Origin of the sequence: Butyrivibrio sp. INlla14 (assembly GCF_900102515.1) — a bacterium.
Lineage (GTDB): Bacteria > Bacillota > Clostridia > Lachnospirales > Lachnospiraceae > Butyrivibrio.
Genome location: NZ_FMVS01000026.1, coordinates 18,097 through 42,528, shown reverse-complemented (window position 1 = coordinate 42,528; position 24,432 = coordinate 18,097). Strand labels below are relative to the sequence as shown.

Sequence of the window (24,432 nt, the reverse complement as noted above, 5' to 3'; positions counted from 1 at the left end):
ATTCCTTATCCTTCTGTGTTGTTCTCATAACCTGTAAAAATCATGTTACAGATGTTCTTTTTGTGATAGTACTCCGAAAGGAGCCTGTCAACTGTTTCGTAGTCCTGAAGCGTCTCTCCGATCATGATATCGTTTATCATTCCATATCTGCCACCGGCAATATTCTTGACTATATCGCTCTTTGAAATTGTTCCGCTTCCAGTGGCTGTCTCAGTGCCATCTTTGCCCTCTTCAGTAATGTAGTACTGAAGCTTTTCACCAAAGAAAAGCACAAAGCTTATAACATATATTCCATCAAACATCTCTCGCATAGAGCGGGTCTGATACTCAGTCTCTGAATCTGAATCAATCCTATAGTGGATAACGCAGTGAGTGCCGGGCCTTGTTCTGTGCTCTAGCATTGTCTTGTCGTTAAATTGCACCATGTCAGGGCAAAGGTCTTCAAACTCCTTGTAGAAGGGGAAATGAATATCCTTTTCCATGAGGTACCTGAGGAACTCCCTGGCAACATCTTCATTTATCTCCTCATCCGTGCTCTTTTCTGTAGCATAGTATCTAAGATATGCAAGCTTGCACACATCCTGAAGAGGTACATGGTCAAGAGCTAACTTCTCAATTTCCTCAAAGATAAATCTGTCAGCTATCTTGCCATGGACAAAGCTGTCATAGGCGCTCTGAGTAAGGAAAGCCACCTCAATATCAGTGTTGGCTCCGCTCTTTACATACTGTCTGAAGATTTCTATCTTTTCCCCTACATAAGAGCCAGTATAGAGCATCTGTATCAACATTCTCTCGCAGAGAACGTAGGTATCAAGGCCAAAAGACTCCGCTGCCTTCCACACATTTCTCTGCTCCTTGAGAGTTCCCTCGAAATATTTGACAAGGTATCCCAAAAGCTGCTCATCATATTTGCCATTTGAAAAAGCAAAGTAGGCTATCTCAATTTCCATGGGCGCAGCCTGATACTGCTGCCTGTCTATCATCCTGCCGCAGAGGCGCAGGATTGTCTTTGGATCAACTCCAAAAGTTCCATAGGTCTTTACCCAGTCAAGGGCCTTATCGTAAAGCCCTGCCATTACAACAAGCTCTAGTATCTCAGCTCTCTCTTTTCTAGAAAGTCTGGCTGGATCCACGTCCATAAGGTACTCTGTTAGCTGCCTTGTAAAATCATTGTCATAATAAAATCTGATCAGATTATTTCTGATTTCGTTTCTACACTTCTCCCTTACAAGTTCAGAAGACGCCAGGTCTCTGTATCTGCCAACATTATCCATGGTGATACTATAGGCATTCTTGCCAAGGTCGCACAGGAAAAGATCCAGATTCTCCTTGCCCTTTTGAATGTAAGGAATCGCATAGGCCGCAAGTTTTCCCGGAAGCATCATCTTAATGTTACTGTAAGGAACAGAAGTAGCATATCTGTTGTCGTCCCTATCTGCCAAAAATACGCAGTAATCGCTGCCATAAAGTGGCACGTAAGCGCATCCGTCTGTAAGCGGATACTTCATTTCTCTTTCACACTTGTCATAAACTACAACTACTGTGCAGACTCTTTTGTCTGTGGTCCTGATCTCTGAAGTGTACAGCACGCTAAGAACCTTGGACGCGTTGGCCGCATCCACCATCTGCTTGGTCAAAAGATTCTTGTATAGGTAGCCAAGATCCCTATTTATCCTGCCCTTATCAAGCTGAGCCATGAGATACTTCTCAATCTGGGGCTTGTAGGAATCGTAGAGTTCAGGATACTCTTCCCTGTTCTCATGGATGTATCTGTAGAGAATAGCATTCTTGTCATAGTCAAGGTCACTCTGGTAGGAGAAGTACATAAGTACCATCCTGTTGATCTCGCAGGGAAGAAGGCCGTTCTCATCAGTATAAATGGACATCATGTAGTACTCATAGAGTCTTGTTATACGAAGCTGACTCTCTACGCCCTTGGCATACCACTCAAAGGCTCCCTTGTCGGTACGACCGCCCTTTATCAAAAGAGCTACAATTGCCTCTAAAATCTCATCCCCGCCCTTTATCATGTAGCAGACCTTTAGGATCTTAAAGAGCTTGTCGTTGTAATTTCTGACTCTCACTGCCTGATAAATGATCTGGTCAATAAGATTAAGGCTGATCACTTCCTTTTTAGCTCCGTACTCTAAAATGTAGAGTTCAAACTCATCAAGGCGAGTCAGGATAGATGGAGACTCGTTTAAAAGATTGACCGCCTCCAGGTACAGGATTGGGCTCCTGCAGCCATAGGAAAACTGCTCTTCCAGCATCATCCATTTCCTGGGGCTTGAAGCGCTGTATTCATCAGAAACATACTGTATAAGCCAGGCAATGCGCCAGTTATCAGGATTTCTCCTAAAGATACCCTCAAGTCTCTCTGATATGTCGTTGACAAAGCTGTCCTCTCTACTGCATAGAGTAGAAAGATACAGATAATAGCTATAAAGTGTATCTCCAGGCGCTTCCTCAACTTCTCTTGCCGCCTGATCCAATATCCACTTGCCTTCGTTGACTCTTCCGGCAGTTATATAGTAATGGGCTGTGTACAACCTAAATTCAAGATCTTTTTCATCAAGGGCATTCATCTTGGTAATGACCTTGCCAGTCTCTGAGAGCCAGGCCCTTGGATTTATCTTTTTGCAGCTAAAGCTCTCGTAGGCCTTAACAAGTTCAACCAAAAGCTTTTTCTTTTCCTGGTAACTGGTAGTTGGAAGTCTGTCGTCTACGTTAACAGAAACAGTAACCGGGAGGGAAACCTTGGTGAAGGCGTTCTCATAGGTTACCATGGCAAAATTATTACCTCTGTGGAGTTTATCCACTTTGAGCTTTAACTTGGTGTGACAAATTGAGCCGGTAAAGTCGTCATCTTTAAGTTTTTCTTTTTCCGGGACGATGAAGTCTCCGTCGATATTGACTGAAAGCTCAGAATAGCCCCATCCGCTTCTCGTGATAGAAACTGGTATTTCACGTAAGGTACTGGTATATTCAAGTGTCTCTTCCTTCTCATCCAGGATAAAGGACATGGGCTGTTTCTTGTTGATGGCAATAAGAAATTCCTCGACGTTCTGCTCATTGCCGGGAATTGCGCTAAGGCCCCTGTAAAGGCTCTCGTAGCTATCGTCATTGCCGCTGAATATAGAAATAAACTCACCAGAATAAAAGAGGTCTACAGCCTCTCTCCAGTCAGTCTTGGCCAGATTTGCAAAATGAAACAAATTCTTGATGTCACCAAGACTTGATGCGATATGATCAAGCTTGACAGTGACTACGAAGGGGAGAAAGTATTCTCCCTGATTTGAAATAATGCGGAAGTCCCCCTGGAGAACGTCGCCCTTACCAAGGCCTTCTGCATTGAATCTATAAGATACTTCATATGGTGTTCCAGAGAAATCCCTAGTGATGACCTGCATTCTCATGTCAGTGGAGGAGACTTCCCCTACAAGGAGTCTGTCCTCAGGGCCAAAAATAGTGAATGACCCTTCCACAACTTCCCCTGCGCTAAGTGAAATTTCCACACGGGAAGTAGAGAAATCAAGATTTCTCTCGTAGTAGCTATTTTTCCCTTTAAGCAGCTGATCAACTATCTCTCTCACAATACACCCCAAAGCAAAACATATATACTAGATATTATAGCACAAAAGAGCCCTCAGTGCGCACGCATTCTCAATGTTCCTCCATCCGCTCCATCGCCTGTCACCCTCCACTACATCTCATCCTCCCTCCGCTCCTGGCCACAAGCGCGAGCGATATTCATAGAAATCTTTTTCGCCTGTGTAGGGAGGGATTATTCACAACAAATTAAGAGTTTATCGCTGCTTTTCCTGCTAAAGGCATTTTGAGCAGCGTCTTGAGTGGGGAAAAACACGCAAATCTATGCTTTCGGAAGAATCGCATGTACTTTGTAAAAGAGGAATGTGATGATGAACACGCACAACAGAATATGATGTCAATGCGCATGTAGAAGTTAGTTATAGAGGAGTTCTGAGGAACATGTGTCGAGATACCAAAAGAGTTTTTGCATGTACGGCCATAATTCCGAGGGCATGCAAATACCACAAGAGTAGTAATTTGCGTGTACGATTACAATTCTGAGAACATGCAAATACCACAGGACTAGTAAATTGCGTGTATAACCTCTTGCAAGCGTACACGCCGATCAAAGCTTCCCTTGCGCATACGTGTAACTGGTCCTTTGCACCCAGTAATATGCACATGTGGTCTCAAATGCGCAAAACCAAGCATCAAAAAGAGCAAATATATCATATCCCGATACCGCGGGAGTCTCGTGGCTAGGAGCGGAGGTGCGGCGGTTACTCGGTGCGGAGGGCTTCGATTGGGTCGAGGGCTGCAGCTCTTTTGGCGGGGTAGATACCAAAGAAGAGGCCAATAGCAGTTGAGATCAGGACTACGATGACTACCAGGACCGGATTGACTATGAAAGCAAAGTCAATGATTCTGCAAATAAGGTAGGATATGGCAAGGCCTAGAAGGAGGCCTATAAGACCACCTGTGAAGGTGAGGATTGAAGCCTCTGCCAGGAACTGGGTCAGGATTGAAGAAGTTCTGGCTCCAAGGGACTTTCTGATGCCGATTTCTCTTGTCCTTTCTGTAACTGAAACCGTCATGATGTTCATAACACCAATGCCGCCTACAAGAAGTGAAATAGCAGCAATAATAGCTACTACTGAAGTTATGATATTAAGGATTGTATTTGTGGTTTCGTCAAAGCCATAGCCAGAAGAAATTTTTACAGCATTTTCTCCCCTAAGTCCCATGACGTTTTCCACAACAGACCTTGTTTTTGAAAGGACCTGATCCTTGTACTCACTATCTGTGTAAATTGTAAAGCCATGGACATAGCTCTCCATGTCGATCATATAAAGATCAAGCATAGAGGTATAAGGCATGGTCACAATAAAGGAAGGCTCCTCAAAAAAGCTAGCATAAGCTGTATCAAGGGTATTATCCTTGCGGACTCCCACAACCACATACTCGTCAGTTGCTCCATAGGCACTTACTTCCAGGAAATTACCCACAACGTTCTCATAGCCAAAAAGCTTTGTAGCAGCTGTTTGGCTAATGACAACCACTTTCTTGGCTTCATCCACATCGGATTTAATAAGGAATCTTCCGTGGATCATCTCAACCTGGCCTGACATACCGGAAGCCGGGGTCTCACCATTAACCATTGCATCAAAGGCCTTATCTCCCATCATAAGCTGGCCTCCAAACTGAAGTCCGGGAGATACTCCATCAATATCACTTATATTGTTTTCGATAAGGTCGAGCTGTTCCTTGGTAAAGCCTTTATCTGTTTTGGTGTCGTCAAGGGTTACGGAAATGGTGGTGGCTCCAATAGAGTCCATTTCGCCATTTACGGTGGCCTTCATGCCATCACCAATAATGAGCACAGTAAGTACGGCAGCTATTCCTATGATGATTCCTAGCATCGTAAGGAATGACCTGCCCTTATTACTCTTTATGCTGGATATTGCGCTTTTTACATACTCTAGATACATTTATGCTCCTGTTTTTATACAAGTATCATTCTTCGTGATCATGATCTGTCCCTTGTAGTGCTGATATCTTGCTTTATAGTCTCAATGCATCGATTGGTTTCATCTTGGCAGCTTTTCGTGCTGGATATAGTCCAAAGAAAAGTCCTATAAGTACTGAGAAAAGAGCTGCTCCAATTACGGAAGTTGGTGTGATGATCACATCAAATCCAATAAGGGTGCAGATCACGTAAGCCATGACAATGCCTAGAAGTATCCCCACTATTCCGCCAAGGAGTGTCAGTATTGCGGCCTCGGCAAGGAACTGGGTCATGATGGCTCCAGTCTTGGCTCCAATGGACTTACGTATACCGATTTCTCTGGTTCTTTCTGTTACAGATACCAGCATGATATTCATCACGCCAATACCGCCAACCACAAGAGATATGACAGACACCAAAAGAAGGAACTTGGTAGCATAGCCAAGGATGCTGTCGAGCTGCTCAGAAATATCAGCCATGCTGTAGGCGTTTATAGCCTTTGTTCCATGAAGTCCGTGAGTGTTTGTAAGTATTTCTTTTGCCGTATCTATTCTCTCAGTAAGGATAGACTGATCTGCAAAAAGAACCATTGAATAAAAGTCATCTACATAAATATCAAAATCTGCGCCAAGGGATGTGTATGGAACTTCGATAGTTGCGCTATAATCCTGACCTTCCATGATAAAAGAGTACATTCTGTTCATGTTCTCACGAAGGCCCACAACTGTGTAGGTTGCTGTTTTACCCCATATAGTAATGTCTATATTTAGTCCTACTGCATCTTCTGTTCCGAAGATCTTCTTGGCATCATCAAGGAGCATAACGCATACTCTCTGATTGCTATCAACCTGCTGCCTTGTAAAATATCTGCCCTTAACTATGCCATTGCTGTAGGCATACTCAAGGCTTTCGGTACCGGCAGTTACATAGGCTGAATAGGTCTCTCTCCTTCCTGTGACCTTTCCAGAAACTGAAAAGTCAGGAGAAACGCCCTTTATATCAGGCATAGCTTCTTCCAAAAGATCCATGTCATCCCTGGTAAAGGCTTCTGAAGTCTTGGAGGAATCAATGCTGATAGTTCCGTAGTTACCTGCAATATCATTGAGCTGGCTGGTAACAAAATGGCTCATACCATTTCCAAGGGAAACAACAGCTATGACAGCTGCGATACCGATGACTATTCCCAGCATGGTCATGGCTGTCCTATAGCCATTACTTATTATCTGTTTAATTGCGCTTTTAAAATATTCGCCGAATTTTCCCATAATCCCGATCATTACTGAGGCATAACTGCCACTGCCATTCCATCTGTAAGAGTGTCGTAATTTCCTGTGATAACCATATCTCCAGCATTAAGTCCCTCTACAATCTGAGCCTGGGTACTGGATGCGATACCAATAGTAACGTCCTTGCGGGCAACTACTCCGTTGTCATATACATATACGAAATCGCCCTGGGCATCAGTCTGAACATACTCATAAGGAAGAACCAGTGTGTTTTCTGCCTTCTGGGCATGGATCTTATTGTTAGCCTCTACCCCAAGGATAATGTCAGAGTCAGGATTTTTAACCTTGATAGTTGTAGCTACAACCGCAACTCCGTTGTTATTCTTGGTAGCAGCTCCTGCTATCTTCTCAATCTCACCATTGTATGCCTTGCCGTTTATTGTGATATCTACCTGCTGACCTACTGCTATCTTAGGAAGATCACTCTTTGAAATCTGTACCATAACCTCAACGTCATCAAGGTTTTCAAGAGTAAGGAGCTGAGCCCCATTTGCAGCAGTTGCACCTTCTACAATTGCAACGTTTGTTACTACGCCATTAAAGTCGGCCTTAATTCCCTCTTTTGCCTCGGAAATCTTTTCCTTGCTATCGCCCTGAGCCAGCACTGTAGAATCCTTGGAAGCCTTGGAAGATGTAGCCTGACCAGGGTTTATGTATGCACCCTTGGCAGCATTAAGATTTGTCTGCTCAAGAGTAAGTGCTGCGATCTGATTATTCCAGCTTATGATCTCTGGGTCATTTGTAAGGGCATACTGGATCTCAGCAAGAGAGTTCTGAGTCTGAAGGTACATTTCATTACCATCTTCGTCCTTTCTCTCCATTGGATCATAGCCCTCTTCCTTGTCGGAAATGCCATTTTCATTGTAGTCGTTAAGGAGCTTGTTAAGCTCTGTCTGTGTGCGCTGAAGCCTTGTTGTCTTTTCACTGATCTTGTTCTTAAGATCCTGGATTTCAAGAGTGATGTGATTTAATCTGTCCTGGATCTGATGAAGTGACATGCCCTGTGCATACTCTCTGTCATAAGCATTGGCTGTTGTGTACATGCTGTTGTAAGAGCCTTCAGCCTGAGTGATTGCAAGGTCTGCAGTCTGCTCTGCAAGATTAAGTGCAGATTCATCATAGGAAAGAAGTACATCTCCTGCTGCCACCTTGTCGCCAACCTTGACATTTACGCTTGATACAGGCGCTGTTACCTCGGAAAAATAAGTCTTGGACTCTGCACTCTGCACTGTTCCTGAAATAGAAAGCACGTTCTCGATTGTTCCAAGGCTCGCTTCCTCAACCGGAACATATACAACCATGTTCTTGGCTGCATTTAGGCTGGATACTACATAGAATACGATCAAAAGAGCTACAACTCCCAAAACTATGAATCTTTTCTTGATCCTCTTCTTGGGCTTTTTAGCTATTTCTGTAGTCTCATATTCTTCGTAAACAGGTGCTTCACTAGTATCCGCGCTTTTGCTTACTTCAGCCTTTTCGTTATCTGCATTTACCACTGTCTGAGCCGCAGTATCTGCTGTATCTTTTGTCTTTACCTCAAGTTCCTTATCCTGTGCCATATTGCCTCCCTATCAATCCTTGTAATCTTTGTTCATGATATCTGAAACTATCTGTCCATCAGATATAGTTATTATCCTCTTGGCCTGTGCGGCTATTCCAGGGTCATGAGTGATTATGATCACTGTTCGACCCTCTTTATATAATTTCTTGATGATGCTGATGATTTCCTTACTAGAGCCAGAATCCAGGTTACCAGTTGGCTCATCCGCAAGAAGAATTGGCGGTGCCTGAGCTATTGCCCTTGCAATTGCAACTCTCTGCTGCTGACCACCTGACATTTCATTGGGCCTGTGAGTCATTCGGTTTCCAAGTCCCACGTGATGAAGCGCATCCATGGAGAGCTTGGCTCTTTCCTTCTTGCCCACTCCTCTATATATAAGAGGCAGCTCAACATTCTCAAGTGCTGTCAGAGATGGTATAAGGTTAAATCCCTGGAAGATAAAGCCAATCTCCCTGTTTCTGACATCTGACTGTTCATCATCTGTCATATGGGATACATCCTGTCCATGCAAAAAATATTTGCCGCTGGTTGGCGTATCAAGACACCCCAGCATATTCATAAGAGTGGATTTTCCTGAGCCAGACTGGCCTATGATTGCTACAAACTCACCCTCACCTATTATCAGGTTGACGTGATTAAGAGCTTTTACTTCGTTGACCCCGGGATTGTATATCTTAGATACATCCCTTATTTCTACAAGTTTTTTCATAACTAACCTCTATTGTCATTTCCCATTATCTGCATAAAAATATAGTTTCCGTTGTGTAAAATTTAATCAACATATTTTAGATTATGCTTTTAGATGATATTTGTAAACATAAAGCAACAAAAATACACAGAATCTACACGATTTTTAATGTCTTTTAATCGTTTTCGCTTTTAATTATCCCTTATTTTTGCGAAGAATTCTTGCAAAGATTCTAAATTTTTTATAAAATCATTTAGTTTGCTGCAAAATAATTGCTGCCTTCAAAAAGGCGCCCACAACATATTGTGTTTTTGCATGCAATAATATACTATATTAAGTATATAAAACAATCATAAATCACTCTTATCACATATGAGTAGTTAAGTATTCAGGAGGAACAATCAATGAAATCACCTGCAGAAATCGCAGTAAAATATGAAACAGTAGGAAAGGGCAAGACAGAAACCGGCATATTAAAGACATTCCTACTTAGTATCCTGGCTGGCGCCTTTATAGCTCTTGGAGGTCTTGGAAGCCAGATTGCAAGCTGCTGCGCAGCTGACCCTTCAAGTGCCCGCATGATCAGTAGTGTTGTCTTCCCAATAGGTCTTTTTATGGTCCTTATTGGTGGAGCTGAGCTCTTTACCGGAAACTGCCTTATCTTTATCCCTGTATTATCAGGTAAGGCCAAGGTTTCTGGCATGCTAAAGAACTGGATCATCGTTTATTTTGGAAATATGGTTGGTGGTTTTCTTATCGCCCTTACAGCTACCTATTCTCACATTTATTCCTTTGCCAATAACGCTCTTGCTGAAAATGTAGTAGCAACTGCTGTTACCAAGGCCAATATTTCTTTTAGCGACGGGCTTCTTCGCGGAATTTTGTGTAACGTACTTGTCTGCATGGCTGTATGGTGCTCTTTTTCAGCAGATGAAATTGCAGGTAAGGTCCTTGCTCTCTGGCTCCCTGTTATGCTCTTTATAATCTGTGGTTTTGAGCACTGTGTAGCTAACATGTACTTTATCCCAGCCGGAATGCTTGCAAGCGCAGAATATGGTATCGCAGCCCAGGGCCTTTCACTATTTGGCTTCTTTGTTACTAACCTTATTCCTGTAACAATTGGAAATATCATCGGTGGTGCTGTATGCGTGGGTGCTATGTACTATGCAATCTATCTTAAAAAATAATATGCCTGAAAACTCTGATTTATCCGTAAGTGCCGAGTGTTATAATTGAATGGCCTGATTTTATCATCGTTATATCGTATTTTTGGTTGCAGAATTTTGTATGAAATTCTGCAACTTTTTTGTATAATTATTATAATATAGAAACAAAGCAATTCGTATATCATATATGCACCGCCGTCCATTCTGTTCAAGAGGAAACTGCTCTATGAAAAAAGATAAAGCTAAGATGTTGCAGACAGTTTTGGCATTTGTTATAAATATAGCCGTGTTCCTACTGCTTTCTTTTTATTGTGGTTTTGCCGGGCTCAACGAAGATAACATGAGAATAGCAACAAAAGGCTCCACATATTTTACTTACTTTCTATCACCCTTTCTTTTAATAGGCGGTCTATATGGCTACTTTATTGCTCTCTTTTCCTTTGTATTTTCCTTTATCCTTGCCCTATTATTCAACACTGTCCATGCCTATAACATGGTTGTCCTTCTCATGGCAATGCTGATGTTTTCAGCTTTTTCTCAATATTACTATTTTAAGACCATAAAGAAGACCCTTATAAGCGCAGCTGTAACACTTATAGTCACCTCTTTTTTTGAGCTAGCCTGCTTTTCTCTTATTCCAAACAACGATTTCAGGCTCAATAAATTTCTTGACTATACAACTTATATTAACAGGGATGCTCTTGTAATTTTCGCGACAGCATTTTTTTTCTATCTATACTACACAAAGTGCCCTGATTTCCTAAAGTATCCTTTCCCTCTATCTATCCGCTATACCAAAGAGTTCAGCGGCGAGCATGATTATCTTATAAATCATCGAAAGACCAAGATAAGCATAAAGATCACAGCTATAATCGTGGCCGTAGAAATTATCCTTGGGTTATCTGTTGCTATTTTTATGGGAGTTCTTTTTCCTGATATCAAAAGAATATTCTCTGACTCAGTTAATTCAAGCTTTTTCTTCTCACAACTAGGAACAACCTACCAAAACGATATGCTTGATGAGCTGCAGAATCTCTCCTTTACCTTTGACACAACTGTCCTTGGATATGACCTTAAGATGCTGCTTCTGATGCTGTGCATCGGCATCCCTATGGCCGGCTTTACTAATTTCTATGTAAAGACCTGTATAGGTGTTCCCCTTGGTAACATGTCAGATTTTATGGATAAATATTCAAAGGCTGACGACGAGAAAAAACTTGAAGTCGGAAGGACTGTGGATAATCTGAACGTGAGATCACATGATGAGATCAGGATTGTCAATGATTCCATAAAGGAAACTGTCCACGCTGTTGAGGCCTATATAAACCGCCTGCAGGAGGAACAGGAACTGGAAAAAGAGCTTGAGGTTGCAACAAGAGCTTCCGAAGCCAAATCCTCTTTTCTCTCGAGTATGTCCCATGAGATCAGGACTCCAATAAACGCAGTTCTAGGCCTCAACGAGATGATAATAAGGGAAAGCAGCCAGGAATCAATTGTCGAATATGCAAACAGTATTAAGAGCGCCGGAAACTCCCTTCTTAATATTGTCAATGATATCCTGGATTTTTCAAAGATTGAAGCGGGCAAAATGGATATTATTCCAATGCCATATCATTTGGGCTCAACTATAAATGACCTTATAAATCTGATATCAGCAAGAGCCAATGATAAAGGCCTTGCCCTTGAGCTTAACATTGATCCTACTCTTCCAAGCGGCCTTATAGGTGATGAGATCAGGATAAAGCAATGCGTCAGCAACATTCTCACAAATGCCGTCAAATACACTGAGGAAGGCTCTGTAACATTAAACATTAGCTACAGAAAAAAAGATGAAAGCAGTATTTACTTGAACTTCCAGGTAATTGACACTGGAATTGGCATAAAGGATGAAGACCTCAAAAAGCTCTACTCTCCTTTTGAAAGGATTGAAGAGAGCCGAAACCGCACTATTGAAGGCACAGGTCTTGGTATGAGTATTGTGCAAAAGTTACTAGCTCTTATGGATTCAAGCCTCAAGGTTTCCAGTATTTATGGTGAGGGTTCCTCTTTTTCTTTTGAAATTGTTCAAAATGTTGCTTCCTGGGATGAGCTTGGTGATTTTAAAGAAAAGTATAAAGAATTTGTGCGGTCTCAAGGGAAGTATCATGAGAAGTTCAGAGCTCCCGAGGCTGAAATTCTGGTAGTGGATGATACTCCAATCAATCTCACGGTAGTAAAGGGTCTTTTAAAGGCAACTCAGATCAGGATTGACACCGCAGAAAGTGGAATGGAAACCCTTGAAAAGGTTCAGAAAAAGAAATACGATGTCATCTTTATCGATCACAGAATGCCGGAAATGGACGGAATCGAGACTTTAAAAGCTATGAAGGAGCTTTCCGGAAATCTCTGCAAAGGTGTTCCCTGTATTGCTCTTACAGCCAATGCAGGAGTTGGCGCCAAGGAAGAATACATGGCAGCGGGATTTGATGACTATCTGTCAAAACCTATTGATGCAGCTCTTTTAGAAGATATGTTAAAGAGCTACCTTCCAAAAGAAAAGCTGATAGATGTTTCAAAAGATTCTAAAGACAATGAAAAGACTGATTCTTCAAAAGATGAAGATGTTCTGTCTATGCTAGAGGGAATAGATTTAAGTGAAGCTATCAAAAACTGCGGAAGCCGGGACCTTCTTACAGATGTGGTAAAAGAGTTTTTGACAACCATAGATTCCAAGGCTGATAACATAGAAAACTTTGCAAATAGCGATGACTACAGGAATTATACAATTAGTGTGCATGCTCTAAAGAGCTCTGCAAGGCTTATTGGTGCTATGAAGTTATCAGAAATGGCAGCCTATCTGGAGGATTGCGGCAATAAAGAAGACGCTCCTGAGATAAAAAATAAAACTCCTGAGCTACTTTCTCTTTATAGAAGCTACAAGGACAAGCTGTCAAAGATAAATGGCGATGAATCTGATAAGGAACTGCCCCCTATTGACGAGGAGGCCTTGGAACGGGCCTTTAAAGATATGAGAGAGCTCCTTGAAGCCTATGACTATGATACAGCAGATGGCATCATGAAGATGCTCGCAGAGTACAGTATTCCTGACAAGTATCAGGATAAATATAGTAAGGTAAAGATTCTTTTGTCCAATGTGGACAGAGATGAGCTTTTAAAGCTGTTATAGACATGTGTTAATATCCATCTAAATTCAGATCGTATGAGGATCGATTATGGAAAAAAGAGTGATTTTAGTAGGTGATAAAAAAAGCTTTATGGTGACCTCCATTGCAGGCGAGCTTAAAAACCAAGGGTTTGAAGTCCTGCAGGTGCCTCCTGACGTGACGACAATTGAACATCTAGAGAATAAACCAAATGTCTACCTTGTCTATGTGGATGATATTGAGGAGATGATGGAGTTCTTTGTATATCTACGGGACAAGGCCATAGAAAACACGCTTTCTATAAGCGTAATAGGCTCTCCTGATGAAATAGAAAAAATCTACACAGCAACCACCAAAGATAAGATTGCAGCTGCATTTGTCAGACCTGTCAATGTAAAAGAGCTTGGGGCTAAGATGCTGGAAATAGTTGCCGCGGAAGAAGTAAGACTTCAAAAGAAAAAGATTCTTGTTATCGATGATGATGGAACGATGCTGCGAACCATAAAGAGCTGGCTTTCGGAAAAGTACCAGGTATTCATGGTTAATTCCGGAATGGCAGCCATCACTTTCCTGGCCAAAAACACTGTTGATCTTATCCTCCTTGACTATGAGATGCCTATCGCAAATGGGCCAAAGGTCCTTGAAATGCTAAGAAGCGAAACCACCACCAGCGATATCCCTGTCATGTTCCTGACTGTAAAGGGTGACAAAGAAAGTGTCATGAATGTAGTAGCACTTAAACCCGAAAAATACCTCTTAAAAACCATGCCACCAGCAGAGCTTATTGCAAATATCGATGAATTCTTTGAGAAGCAGAAAGCGAAACTATACAATTAGAAAATAAGCCCGCTCCAAAGGGCAGTGTTCATAAAACAGTAACACAAAATGAGCACTGTCGCGGGCGGATTGGCGCAAAAGACTCCTGACCATAACATAAACTATGGTCAGGAGTCTTCTTATTTATCCGATTTCACGAATTCTTTCCACAACACTTTCCTTAGAGAGTCCCTTGTATGAGATCAGTGGAACCAATATGCCGAGTAATGTCATAATCGGTATAAAAATCAGTACCGGCGTGATAGAAAAATGATTAGAATAAAACCAAAAGATACTGTTCGCTATTCCATTTACTACCGGTATAAAAATCAGAGAAAGAATGAGCGCTAAAAGGCCTGATCCAACCGTATATATCATGCCCTCGATTATAAGCATCTCTTTAACCTGTTTTCCGGTCATTCCTATTGCTTGCAGAACTGCGATTTCATTCTTTCGTGCTATAATACCGGCCATAACAGTATTAAAGAAGTTCAAGACTCCAACAAATCCAATAATCAGGCAAAGCACTCCACCTAAAAGTGTAAACATTTTCTTAAAGTCCTCAAACTCAGCGCGTTTAACTGCTTTACTTTCATAAGTGATGCTGGAATCTTCTTCACTGAATCTATGCAAATAACTTTCTGCCTTTTCTTCTGCATCATGCGATTCTGTATCAAAGGCATAGAATACAGGTACAACATTTTCACCAAAATCTTTTTTCAGATTATCTGTGTTGGCAATAACATTATATCCTAATGAAGCTTTCCTAAGACTGATATCATACGGAACATTAACATAAGCACATACGGTGTATTCATACTCGGTCAACCCGGAATATGTTCCTGCCAAGAACTCCGGGTGTTCATATGTAGAATCTGACGCCATCTCACCGGTTCTTGTATCAAGATACTCTACAGAAGCTGCCTCTGCAATTGAAATCTTATCACCGATTTTCGGTAAGTTTTCATCAAGAGAGTATTCTCCATTTTCACCCTTGTATGCTATCAATGCGATGTATCGGTTGCTTGGATCTTTAAGAAGCGAAGCGTCTCCTTCATATACATCCAGCTTATCTATAAGGTAATCATCCATTCCCTCCATAAAACAATCCATATAAAACATTCCATCTTCGCTACCAACATAAGAAATCGCCCCGGCTTGAGTATCCTGGTATGTTCTATAGCTTTCTTCACTTACTTTCATAAGCGGAATACCATTTACTTCATATGCTATTCCGCCTTTATCAGAATCGGTGTTTTCTTTTATGAGATAGATTTCATCTTCACTAATTGAATTTTGACCGACTCCCTGAAATTTAAAGTACGGATACTTGCCAACAACAAAATCTATAGACATTGATTTTTCAAGCCATTTTTCAGAATCAAAACCTCCTACAAACATATTAACAATATTTAAAATAACTAACGAAAGAGCCAAGGAAGTAAACACAAGTATAGTTTTCTTGCGGTTTCTTTCTGTATTGGCAAAGGCCATCTGCGCAACACGTGCACCTCTTGTATTCTTTTTGAATTTCCTACCATCCATGCCATCATTAAATCTTAATGCCTCTATTGGAGATACTTTTCCAGCCATACTCCCCGGCTTACTTACAGACATTAAGACAGTAATTATTTCGAATAATGCTGCCACAATAAAAATAATTGGGGATGAACTGATTGAAAGCGAATTTTCTGATATGGTCGTAGTTCCCATAACAGTAGGAACAAGTACTGATCCAAGCAAAAATCCCAGAAGCAAGCCTATAGGAATTCCCACAATGCATAGCGCTAATGCTTGTAATCTTATAATTCTCTTAACCTGCTTTTGTGTGGTTCCTATGGTTTTAAGTAATCCATAGAAGCGAATGTCATTAGCCACGGAGATTTGGAAAACATTGTATATTATCAAATAACCCGTAAAAATAACAAGAAGCAAAAATGCACCCAACGGAATTGCTGTTTCCAGTATTTCATCGCCATCCATACTTACCCCAGTATATCCAGGATTTACACCTATTCTTATGCTATCTTCAGAACTTTCTTCTCCATAAGTGAATCCACTGTCTTCAACAGCCTTAATCATCTTATTCCATGCGTTAACAGAAGATGAGAGCATTACATCTAAGTCAGTACTGATGGGTTTAAAACCCATTTTTTCAATAATTTGCGAAAACTCTACGGCATATTCTTTAGATACATTAATATAATGAGCCGGACTAAGGGTATCAAAATCCCAGAAGCCTACTAAGGTAAATGTATCGGTATATTTACTGTCTTCATCTGTATTTCCGATTATATCAAAGGTGAGTTCTATGTTCTCACCTATCACCGGCTTATATCCAAGAAGCCTAAGAGCTTCTTGGTCCATCACCACTTCATTTTTTTTAGTAGGCATATGACCTTCTTCAAGCTCAATGAATGACCACTTGGCTGTGTTGTCATCCATGAAACTGATCTCTGCAGATTGATTTCGAAAAGAATCGTCTGCAATCATACCAAGAACCATTCGTTCGCCATATGCTTTAACATTTTTATGCTTAATCAGTTTTTCTTCCTGGGTAGCTGTGACATCTTTGAAGGTTCCATGCATATATCCCCCAAGCTGTCTAAACCTACTGTTCTCATACGAAGCATTGATTGATAGCATGATAGTAAACAATGAAGTAAACAACACTGCTGTAAGTACAATAGCAAATATTGTTATCAGATTTCTTCGTCTGTTAGAGAAAAGAAGTCTGCTTGCCATTCTGAATATACATTTTCTATTATTGACCTTCATAGACACATCATCTCCTTTCAGATGCAGACACTATATGCCCATCTTCAATTCTGATGATGCGGTCAGCAAGTTGAGCAATTTCGTCATTATGTGTGATCATAACAATAGTTTGCCCATACTTATCCGCAGAAACTTTCAAGAGACTTAATACATCCTGTCCAGTTTTGGAATCAAGATTACCGGTTGGCTCATCAGCAAGTATAATTGATGGTCTAAATGCAAGTGCTCTGGCAATAGCAACGCGCTGTTGCTGTCCACCAGAAAGTTGATTGGGTAATACTTCCTTTTTTGATGACAGCATCAAGGTATCAATTATTTCTTCAACATACTCTTTATCAACCTTTTCGCCATCAAGTTCCAACGGAAGTACAATATTCTCATACACATTTAGCACCGGAACAAGATTGAATGCCTGAAAAACAAAGCCAATTTTTCTTCTTCGGAATATTGTCAATTCATCATCTTTAAGGTTAAAAATAGGAATATTATCTACAATTACCTCCCCAGATGTTGGTCTATCCAAGCCGCCGAGCATATGAAGGAGAGTGGATTTACCACTACCGGATGTCCCAACAATCGCTATAAATTCGCCTTTTTCTACTTCAAGATTTACTCCTGCAAGAGCATGGACACCGTTTTCTCCTTGCCCATATACTTTTACCAAGTCTTTTGCTGCTAAAATACTCATACTTTATCCTCGCCTATAATAAAAAAGTGTGTAGACTTTTCCCTTCTACACACTGATTATCTCACTCAAATCTTTCCAGATTCTTTCATGATTCCGATGAATTCTTACAGTTTTGAAAGATTTGGTTTTCCTATCGTTTCAGGTAAACAAGGAATTCCGATCCTTCACCGGGTGTTGACTTAACTTTAATGTAGCCACCCTCTTTAGAAATAATCTCCCGGACCAAATACAAACCTATGCCAACACCTTCTTTTTCCCGAGAAGACTGGAGCCGTCCAAACCGTGCGAAAATCTTTGGAATATCCTCCTCTGCGATGCCGATACCGGTATCCTTAATACTGATACATGCAAACATTTCTGTAGGTTTGAGCGTTATAGATATGCTGCCTTTCTCAGTATATTTTATGGCATTGTCAACAATATTACTCAGAGCTTCTAACGTCCATTTATAATCAAAAGAGGCAACTACATCCTTTTCGGTAACCACAAAAGATAGTCCCTTTGCCTCTGCCTTCTTGCGCATAGAAGAATCCACTTCCATAATAAGTCTTCTGACATTATCGTTTTTAGCTTCAACAGTTAGGATCCCATTTTCGAGCCTTGAAAGCTTCACAAGTGCATCTATTAGAAATCGAAGTTTTTCCGCTTCGTTACCAATCACTTCTAAGCTTTCCCTCTGATCATCCGATAATTCTGTTTCTCGCAAAAGTTCGCTATGGAGAAGAAGGTTTGTAATCGGTGTTTTCGTCTGATGCGATATGTCTGCGATGAGGGTCTTTATCTTATCCCTGTCTTTACGAACATTTTCTGCAGAAAGAACAGAGGACTGAAGATAATCTGCTAATTTTGATTCTATTTTAGACTCCCTATCTTCTGAAAACTGCTCTTCATGGAATTTTCCCTTGACAGCATCTGCCAGCATTTTTTCGATGTGATCCAAGACTTTTTTATTCTTATGGCTGTTATAAACTGAAAATGCTATAGCAATTACCGTAACGAGACCGGCAAGTGTCAGCAATGATTCATTCATTATTCTTTACCCACATATATCCAAGTCCATAGACTGTTTTGATATAATCCTTAGCATGTAGTTTATCACGAAGCCGCTTTATCGCTACAGAGAGCGCGTTTTCATCAACAAATTCAGCCCCATCCGTCCAAAGTCTATCTATAAGATCATCCCTCGAAAGCGTGACACCCTGATTATATATGAGTAATTTTAAAAGACGTTGTTCTGTCTTGCTCAAAGAGATTTCTTCTCCATTAACCATAAAAATCATACGCTCAAAGTCAAAAGAAAAATCCCCGATGGTAACTTCGTTCTCACCTGAGAGTAGCTCTCTTTTTCGTAGCTGAGTATTAACGCGTGCCCTTAATACGCTTAATGAAAAAGGCTTTGTAACATAATCATCCGCTCCCAATTCAAGCCCCTTTACTACATCAGCATCCGTGTCATTAGCAGATAAGAGGATTATAGGATATGATAACCGCTTATCTCGAATCTCTTTGACAAGATCTAATCCATTTCCGTCCGGGAGATTGATATCCAGCAATATCAACGCCGGACTCGTTAAAAATATCTGTTCCCTGGCACCCTTTAAGTTTTCGCAAGAAACAATGCTTCTAGATTCATCTTTTAATGCCTTGCATAATCCGGCACAAAGATCTTTGTCATCCTCGACAATAACTATTTGAGAATTCTTTTGCATAAAAACATCCTTACATTATTTTTTATAAGCTATAGCTCAACTAATATCATTTTAGGATTTTCCAGCTTCCGGTTTTATCGCTGCCTATTCTCTCAATGTATCCCTTATCACGTAAAGAGTTTAACGTTCTTTGAACTGTCCTTACGGTTTTTGATGTTTTATCAGCGAGTTCATCCCTAGTAAATCCGGGATTGATTGACAGTAACTGGTATACAAGCTTTTCCATTTTATTTAGAGTGACATTTTCCGTGACATTTACAGTGACAGCATCTGCTGTTTGAACCGGCGTTGTTACCTTTTTCCTGTGAACAATAAAAGTGAACCCTGACTCATCAGTCTCATAGCTGAATTTGATTTTGGCATCTTTGCAAAGGCTGTTGATTCTTTTAAATCCACTTCCAAACTGTTCAATAGATTTGCTCAAAAATAACAGCTTGGCTATTTTTTCATTTCGGATAGAAGATTGTAAATTCTTCTTAATGTACTCTTCGGGTTTATGGGAGCTTGCATATGTTCCCGGACTATATATGGTAACCTTGCTTGGATAGATGCAAATCTCATGGTAGGTGGAGCCATTATAAATCGAATGAGCAAAGCTGTTAGCTAAAGCTTCTCGTATTACAGCTACAGGAATCTCCGGTATATCATCGCGATCAAAATCTGTTATTTCTCCTGCCCAATGTATGTTTTTCAGAATATATTGCTCGCCTATATCCAACAGGTTGATGATATTATCCTCAAACATCTGCATATCGATAAAAGTAAGTTTTTCATCAGTTGCGAATATAGCTGCCTTCAAGGTTACTGGATTCTTTTTTCCAAATAAAACATTCCCAGCGTTGGTTAAGTAATCCCCAGATGTCAGCCCAAATTTATCAAGAATTGCCGCCGCTGTATACTTACCGTCAGATAATCGACCAGCAGCAATAGCCTTCTCACAGAACTTTTTTACGGCTGACTTATCCACATCCTTTTTCAAAACTTCTGATTTAGTCTTTTCCCACTTTTCTTTATATTCATTTGCGACAAAGAATTTTTTTAATTCTGCCGGTGAGACTTCTCTGTCTTCGTCAGCAGTTCTGAGATAATAACGTCCATACGCTGAATAAGGTACTTCACTACCTTCAAATTCAACTTTGATTACGTGTCTGTCATCCAGTATTTCTTCAGTTATTACCGGGTATATCTGAGGGCGGATTGATTCATAAACAGCTCTTGATACATCTCTGAGAGACGATTCGGACACATCCTGTCCTGTGGCATCCCCATTAGGTTTTACACCAAAATATAAGGTTCCAACCTTATGCTTGTTTAAGATTGATGATATTGAAACCATTCCTTCTTTGATTTCGCCTGTAGTCTTTTTGAATTCTAATGTTTCTGTTTCTTTTCCGAGATTCTGCATATCTGCCTCCGTTTCTGAAGATAATTATAGCACGTGTCACTCTAAATGTCACTCTAAATGTCACTGTAAATGTCACCCTAAATGTCACCCTAAATATCACTCGAAATATGTAATCATTGCAGCTGGGATAAATCAAAATGTTCTGTCGGTTAGTGATATTTATAGTAGCAAAACGATTGTATATATTGGTAAAATATTAAACGGGAAAAATTTTTTGAGATTTTTTGGAACACATGGAACATTTGACCCTATTTCATGCATATATAAATAGAGGGATGACATTTCAACCGGAAGGAGGTGTGAAGGATGGCAGATGAAACAAAGCCTTTTAATCAAAACGGATATCTTATGCTTAATGGTCCGGATGATACTCTCTGGATACCAAGGTCGTCAAACAAATCATGGCTTACGCTTTTCTATGCACTTCCAAGAGAAATGGTTGAAAAGCAAAAGGAATATCTTTTGTTACCCCGCTGCCCGTATGAAGTACTGCGAACAGAAAAGTATGATGAACTGATAAATAATGATCTCTTCCTTCAGCTTGTCTGGGACTGTTACGCCTGGATGATTTTTCAGCGGATTCCTATTCCATTAAAAGACGGTACATATCGTTTCATCCCCGGTGCAGATCTTCATTACTCCGGCAACTTCCCGTTGTGGCGGATATCCTACTACATGGTCGGTATCATGCGCGATATGTTTGAACAGTTCGGAACAAGCTTTCAGGCTTTATTCAAAGTTAGAAAGGGAGATGAAATCCCATACATCCCTTATGAAAAGTGGGCTGTCTTTATCGGAGACATGACCACCGCTATCATTGTTAAAAGAAACATGCAGCCGATGATCGATAACATTTGGAATACCAGAACCCCGGAAGACTACTCCGAATACTACAGCAGGATCAAAGCAAACTTCGAATCCCAGTGGTTTCATGAACGGACAAATGTTGGAAAGAGAATGCGTTCCATTGAAGAGATGATGGAAGCTTCCGATGAAAACGGAATCCGGTTTGATGTTCCTGATAAAAAAGATTACACCGAAGAAGTAATAAACCGTATGGCATGGGAACGATTCACTTCCACACTTTCTAAGCGTGATAGGGAGATACTTGATCTAAAAGCCAAAGGCTTTACCGATAAAGAAATAGCCGAAAAGGTCGGTTATAAAACTCACAGCGCTGTTGTAAAACGCATTCAGAAGATTGCTTCTCTGCTTGAAGATTTCTCCCGGGACGATTACCGGGAATACCAAAAAACATTCAAAGAATAACATTATCAACATCCCATCTGCTTAAAGCAGCTCTCAGAAATGAGGGCTGTTTTTATTATGCTCAAAAAACAAAAAACACAAAGGAGGAACGAAACATGAGCAAAGAACTATTTCAAAATCTGCCGGATATCATCGATGCAAAGATCCTGGCAGAAGCACTTTCCATCTCAAAGTCAGGAGCCTATGCACTGATGAATGAGAAGGATTTCCCCACACTGCATATTGGCGGTCGCAAGCTTGTAGCCAAACCCGATCTCATCGAATGGATTGCCCGCCACACTGGAAGGGAGCGTGAGAAACCATGATTTTGCCTTTAGCGACAACCCTTGTTTTTAAAGAGCAAGTATCGACCATGGTACCAAATTTCGCATTCGCTCATTTGTCCCATGGTCTGCTACTTGTTGGGGAGTGCCTTCCCCAAACCCTGCGAAAGGAGGTAAAACCCTATGACTAAGAGATATAACACACCTCATCGGACGCATCCCATAAAGGCGATGCTTACCGAGGAAGAATACGCCGGCTTTAGCGAAAGGTGTAAGATTTATGGCTTAAGTCAAGCTGAAATGATCAGGCAGTCCCTCGAGAAAGTTGCAATTCATCCTATCATCAAAGTATCGGTTGTTGACGACAAGCTTCTTTCTGAAATAGGTGGGATGACCGCCGAGTTTGGAAAGGCCGGCAGCAACCTTAATCAGATTGCAAAAGTTTTAAATGAGTTCCATGCTCCGTATCCGGAACTGGCGGATGATGTCAAAACTGCTGTTTCTGATCTTGCAAATCTTAAGTACGAAGTCCTTAAGAAAGTAGGTGATGTGATTGGCAACGATAAAACATATAAGCTCTAAAAATGCCAATTATGGTGACGCCGAAAAGTATCTGACTTACCAGCATGATGAATTTACTAATAAACCGATCCTTGATGAGAAAGGTCGCATGATCCTCAGAGATGATTATCGTATTGAAACCATTCTTTGCGATAACGATGATTTTGCCATTGCCTGCATGAGGACAAATCTTAAATACGGGAAGAACAATCTTAAGGGCGATGTAAAGAGTCACCATTACATTATCAGCTTTGATCCGAGAGACGGAACCGATAACGGTCTTACGGTAGACAGAGCGCAAGAGCTTGGAATGAATTTCTGTAAGGAACACTTTCCCGGTCATCAGGCACTTGTATGTACCCACCCCGATGGGCATAACCACAGCGGCAACATCCATGTTCATATCGTGATCAACAGCATACGGATCGAAGATGTTCCATTCCTGCCTTACATGGACAGGCCATGTGATACGAAAGCCGGGATGAAGCATCGTTGCACTTCTGCAACTCTTCGATATCTTCGTAGTGAAGTGATGGAGATGTGTCACAAAGAAAATCTTTATCAGATTGATCTCTTAAATGGAAGCAAGGAACGCATCACCGATCGTGAGTACCATGCAAAAAGGCGCGGACAATATGAGACCGATAAAGAAATCCTTCGCAAACAAATTCGGGCGGCTCTTCAAAAAGCAAAATCATTTGAAGAGTTTAAAAAGCTTCTTTTGGAAGAAGGCATATCTGTAAAAGAAAGCCGTGGACGCTTCAGCTACATGACAGCAGACAGGACAAAACCTATCACATCAAGAAAGCTTGGGGATGATTTTTCCAAAGAAGCGGTTCTTGCCCAGATAGGACTTAATGCTAAGGATGAACCTGTTACAAATGATATTAATATCTTTGACACAAATGAAGTACCTGCTCCTAAAATCCCTATACAGTATGTTATCAAACATGATGGGCTTGAGAGAATTGTGGATATGGATTATGCAAGGAGCAAAGGCGTCGGATATGTTAACTGGGCCAAAATACACAATGTTAAGACCATATCGTCTACGCTCATAGATTTACATTCTGAAGGAATCAAGGATTACGCGGATTTAAAGAAGATGTTGGATTCAGCTCATGCCGAAACTTCGTCGGCGCGCAAGGAAGTAATAGCTGTTGAGAAAGTTATTGATGATAAGAAGGAACTGCTCCGACGTGTACAGACCATTCGTAGAACCAAATCTATTGTTGATGAATACAAAAGCATTAAGTCGAAATCCAAGCAGCAAGCCTTCTACGCTGAACATGAAGCCGACTTCCGATTGAGAAGTGCTGCATTTGAATACTTAAAGAGTCATGGCATAACGAAATTCCCTTCAGCAAAGCTATTAAACGAAGAGATCCAGAACCTGATTTCCGAAAAGAACGCGCGCTACAACACTTATTATGCCGCGAAGAAAAAAGAAAAGAAGTTACAGAACATGAAAGACAACATCGACAAATTCCTAAATCCCGTGCAGCGTGAACAGCCCAAACGATCTTATCAGATTGAACGTTAATTATTTTAAGCTCTGCA

General features: G+C 40.9%; 17 protein-coding genes. 7 read left to right on the top strand and 10 right to left on the bottom strand.

Going from position 1 to position 24,432, the window contains the following annotated elements; translation table 11 throughout:
- Nucleotides 1-5 precede the first annotated feature (5 nt).
- From BLO53_RS15085 to BLO53_RS15065, 5 genes are all read right to left on the bottom strand, one after another.
- Nucleotides 6-3,593, bottom strand: coding sequence for a DUF5717 family protein (locus BLO53_RS15085; protein WP_092063342.1), 3,588 nt, complete (start codon nt 3,591-3,593; stop codon nt 6-8).
- 717 nt (nt 3,594-4,310) lie between these two features.
- Nucleotides 4,311-5,519 (bottom strand): ABC transporter permease, encoded by a 1,209-nt coding sequence (locus BLO53_RS15080; RefSeq protein ID WP_092063339.1) that lies wholly within the window; start codon nt 5,517-5,519, stop codon nt 4,311-4,313.
- Nucleotides 5,520-5,592: 73 nt separating this feature from the next.
- Nucleotides 5,593-6,801 (bottom strand): ABC transporter permease, encoded by a 1,209-nt coding sequence (locus tag BLO53_RS15075; RefSeq protein WP_176757308.1) that lies wholly within the window; start codon nt 6,799-6,801, stop codon nt 5,593-5,595.
- 11 nt (nt 6,802-6,812) lie between these two features.
- Nucleotides 6,813-8,384: an efflux RND transporter periplasmic adaptor subunit gene (locus tag BLO53_RS15070; RefSeq protein WP_092063333.1), complete on the bottom strand. Its 1,572-nt coding sequence runs from the start codon at nt 8,382-8,384 to the stop codon at nt 6,813-6,815.
- 12 nt (nt 8,385-8,396) lie between these two features.
- Complete coding sequence (locus tag BLO53_RS15065) at nt 8,397-9,095, bottom strand: ABC transporter ATP-binding protein (protein WP_092063330.1); 699 nt, start codon at nt 9,093-9,095, stop codon at nt 8,397-8,399.
- 383 nt (nt 9,096-9,478) lie between these two features.
- On the opposite strand from BLO53_RS15065, the gene BLO53_RS15060 reads away from it, so the two are divergent.
- From BLO53_RS15060 to BLO53_RS15050, 3 genes are all read left to right on the top strand, one after another.
- Nucleotides 9,479-10,261: a formate/nitrite transporter family protein gene (locus tag BLO53_RS15060; RefSeq protein ID WP_092063327.1), complete on the top strand. Its 783-nt coding sequence runs from the start codon at nt 9,479-9,481 to the stop codon at nt 10,259-10,261.
- A gap of 205 nt (nt 10,262-10,466) precedes the next feature.
- On the top strand, nt 10,467-13,406 hold the full coding sequence (locus tag BLO53_RS15055) for a response regulator (protein ID WP_092063324.1): 2,940 nt from the start codon (nt 10,467-10,469) through the stop codon (nt 13,404-13,406).
- A 46-nt stretch (nt 13,407-13,452) separates the two neighbouring features.
- Nucleotides 13,453-14,220, top strand: a complete 768-nt coding sequence (locus tag BLO53_RS15050; protein WP_092063321.1) for a response regulator — start codon at nt 13,453-13,455, stop codon at nt 14,218-14,220.
- A gap of 123 nt (nt 14,221-14,343) precedes the next feature.
- On the opposite strand, the gene BLO53_RS15045 is transcribed toward BLO53_RS15050, so the two are convergent.
- From BLO53_RS15045 to BLO53_RS15025, 5 genes are all read right to left on the bottom strand, one after another.
- Nucleotides 14,344-16,788 (bottom strand): ABC transporter permease, encoded by a 2,445-nt coding sequence (locus tag BLO53_RS15045; protein ID WP_176757307.1) that lies wholly within the window; start codon nt 16,786-16,788, stop codon nt 14,344-14,346.
- 196 nt (nt 16,789-16,984) lie between these two features.
- Nucleotides 16,985-17,665: an ABC transporter ATP-binding protein gene (locus tag BLO53_RS15040; protein WP_092063315.1), complete on the bottom strand. Its 681-nt coding sequence runs from the start codon at nt 17,663-17,665 to the stop codon at nt 16,985-16,987.
- A 130-nt stretch (nt 17,666-17,795) separates the two neighbouring features.
- Nucleotides 17,796-18,695 (bottom strand): sensor histidine kinase, encoded by a 900-nt coding sequence (locus BLO53_RS15035; RefSeq protein WP_092063312.1) that lies wholly within the window; start codon nt 18,693-18,695, stop codon nt 17,796-17,798.
- On the bottom strand, nt 18,688-19,374 hold the full coding sequence (locus BLO53_RS15030; protein WP_092063309.1) for a response regulator transcription factor: 687 nt from the start codon (nt 19,372-19,374) through the stop codon (nt 18,688-18,690). The genes BLO53_RS15035 and BLO53_RS15030 overlap by 8 nt, the downstream gene beginning before the upstream one ends.
- A gap of 46 nt (nt 19,375-19,420) precedes the next feature.
- On the bottom strand, nt 19,421-20,779 hold the full coding sequence (locus BLO53_RS15025) for an RNA-binding domain-containing protein (protein ID WP_092063306.1): 1,359 nt from the start codon (nt 20,777-20,779) through the stop codon (nt 19,421-19,423).
- Between the two features lie 306 nt (nt 20,780-21,085).
- Between BLO53_RS15025 and BLO53_RS15020 the strand changes: the two genes are divergently transcribed.
- The 4 genes from BLO53_RS15020 (at nt 21,086) to BLO53_RS15005 (ending at nt 24,415) form a co-directional block, all read left to right on the top strand.
- Entirely contained in the window at nt 21,086-22,048 is a 963-nt protein-coding gene (locus BLO53_RS15020; protein ID WP_092063303.1) for a hypothetical protein, read from the top strand.
- A gap of 95 nt (nt 22,049-22,143) precedes the next feature.
- Nucleotides 22,144-22,353 carry a helix-turn-helix domain-containing protein gene (locus tag BLO53_RS15015; protein WP_092063300.1) on the top strand — a complete coding sequence of 70 codons (210 nt, stop codon included), beginning with the start codon at nt 22,144-22,146 and terminating at the stop codon, nt 22,351-22,353.
- 141 nt (nt 22,354-22,494) lie between these two features.
- Nucleotides 22,495-22,893 (top strand): plasmid mobilization protein, encoded by a 399-nt coding sequence (locus BLO53_RS15010; RefSeq protein WP_092063297.1) that lies wholly within the window; start codon nt 22,495-22,497, stop codon nt 22,891-22,893.
- A complete protein-coding gene (locus BLO53_RS15005) occupies nt 22,865-24,415 on the top strand; it encodes a relaxase/mobilization nuclease domain-containing protein (protein WP_092063294.1) in 1,551 nt (516 codons plus the stop codon). Before BLO53_RS15010 ends, BLO53_RS15005 begins: the two co-directional genes overlap by 29 nt.
- The last annotated feature ends 17 nt before the right edge of the window (nt 24,416-24,432 follow it).

Coding starts and splice junctions, on each gene's coding strand:
- BLO53_RS15060 (WP_092063327.1), top strand. CDS start 9,479: ATGAAATCACCTGCAGAAATCGCAGTAAAATATGAAACAGTAGGAAAG.
- BLO53_RS15050 (WP_092063321.1), top strand. CDS start 13,453: ATGGAAAAAAGAGTGATTTTAGTAGGTGATAAAAAAAGCTTTATGGTG.
- BLO53_RS15025 (WP_092063306.1), bottom strand. CDS start 20,779: ATGCAGAATCTCGGAAAAGAAACAGAAACATTAGAATTCAAAAAGACT.
- BLO53_RS15075 (WP_176757308.1), bottom strand. CDS start 6,801: ATGGGAAAATTCGGCGAATATTTTAAAAGCGCAATTAAACAGATAATA.
- BLO53_RS15035 (WP_092063312.1), bottom strand. CDS start 18,695: ATGAATGAATCATTGCTGACACTTGCCGGTCTCGTTACGGTAATTGCT.
- BLO53_RS15080 (WP_092063339.1), bottom strand. CDS start 5,519: ATGTATCTAGAGTATGTAAAAAGCGCAATATCCAGCATAAAGAGTAAT.
- BLO53_RS15045 (WP_176757307.1), bottom strand. CDS start 16,788: ATGCATGGAACCTTCAAAGATGTCACAGCTACCCAGGAAGAAAAACTG.
- BLO53_RS15055 (WP_092063324.1), top strand. CDS start 10,467: ATGAAAAAAGATAAAGCTAAGATGTTGCAGACAGTTTTGGCATTTGTT.
- BLO53_RS15010 (WP_092063297.1), top strand. CDS start 22,495: ATGACTAAGAGATATAACACACCTCATCGGACGCATCCCATAAAGGCG.
- BLO53_RS15015 (WP_092063300.1), top strand. CDS start 22,144: ATGAGCAAAGAACTATTTCAAAATCTGCCGGATATCATCGATGCAAAG.
- BLO53_RS15070 (WP_092063333.1), bottom strand. CDS start 8,384: ATGGCACAGGATAAGGAACTTGAGGTAAAGACAAAAGATACAGCAGAT.
- BLO53_RS15065 (WP_092063330.1), bottom strand. CDS start 9,095: ATGAAAAAACTTGTAGAAATAAGGGATGTATCTAAGATATACAATCCC.
- BLO53_RS15020 (WP_092063303.1), top strand. CDS start 21,086: ATGGCAGATGAAACAAAGCCTTTTAATCAAAACGGATATCTTATGCTT.
- BLO53_RS15030 (WP_092063309.1), bottom strand. CDS start 19,374: ATGCAAAAGAATTCTCAAATAGTTATTGTCGAGGATGACAAAGATCTT.
- BLO53_RS15040 (WP_092063315.1), bottom strand. CDS start 17,665: ATGAGTATTTTAGCAGCAAAAGACTTGGTAAAAGTATATGGGCAAGGA.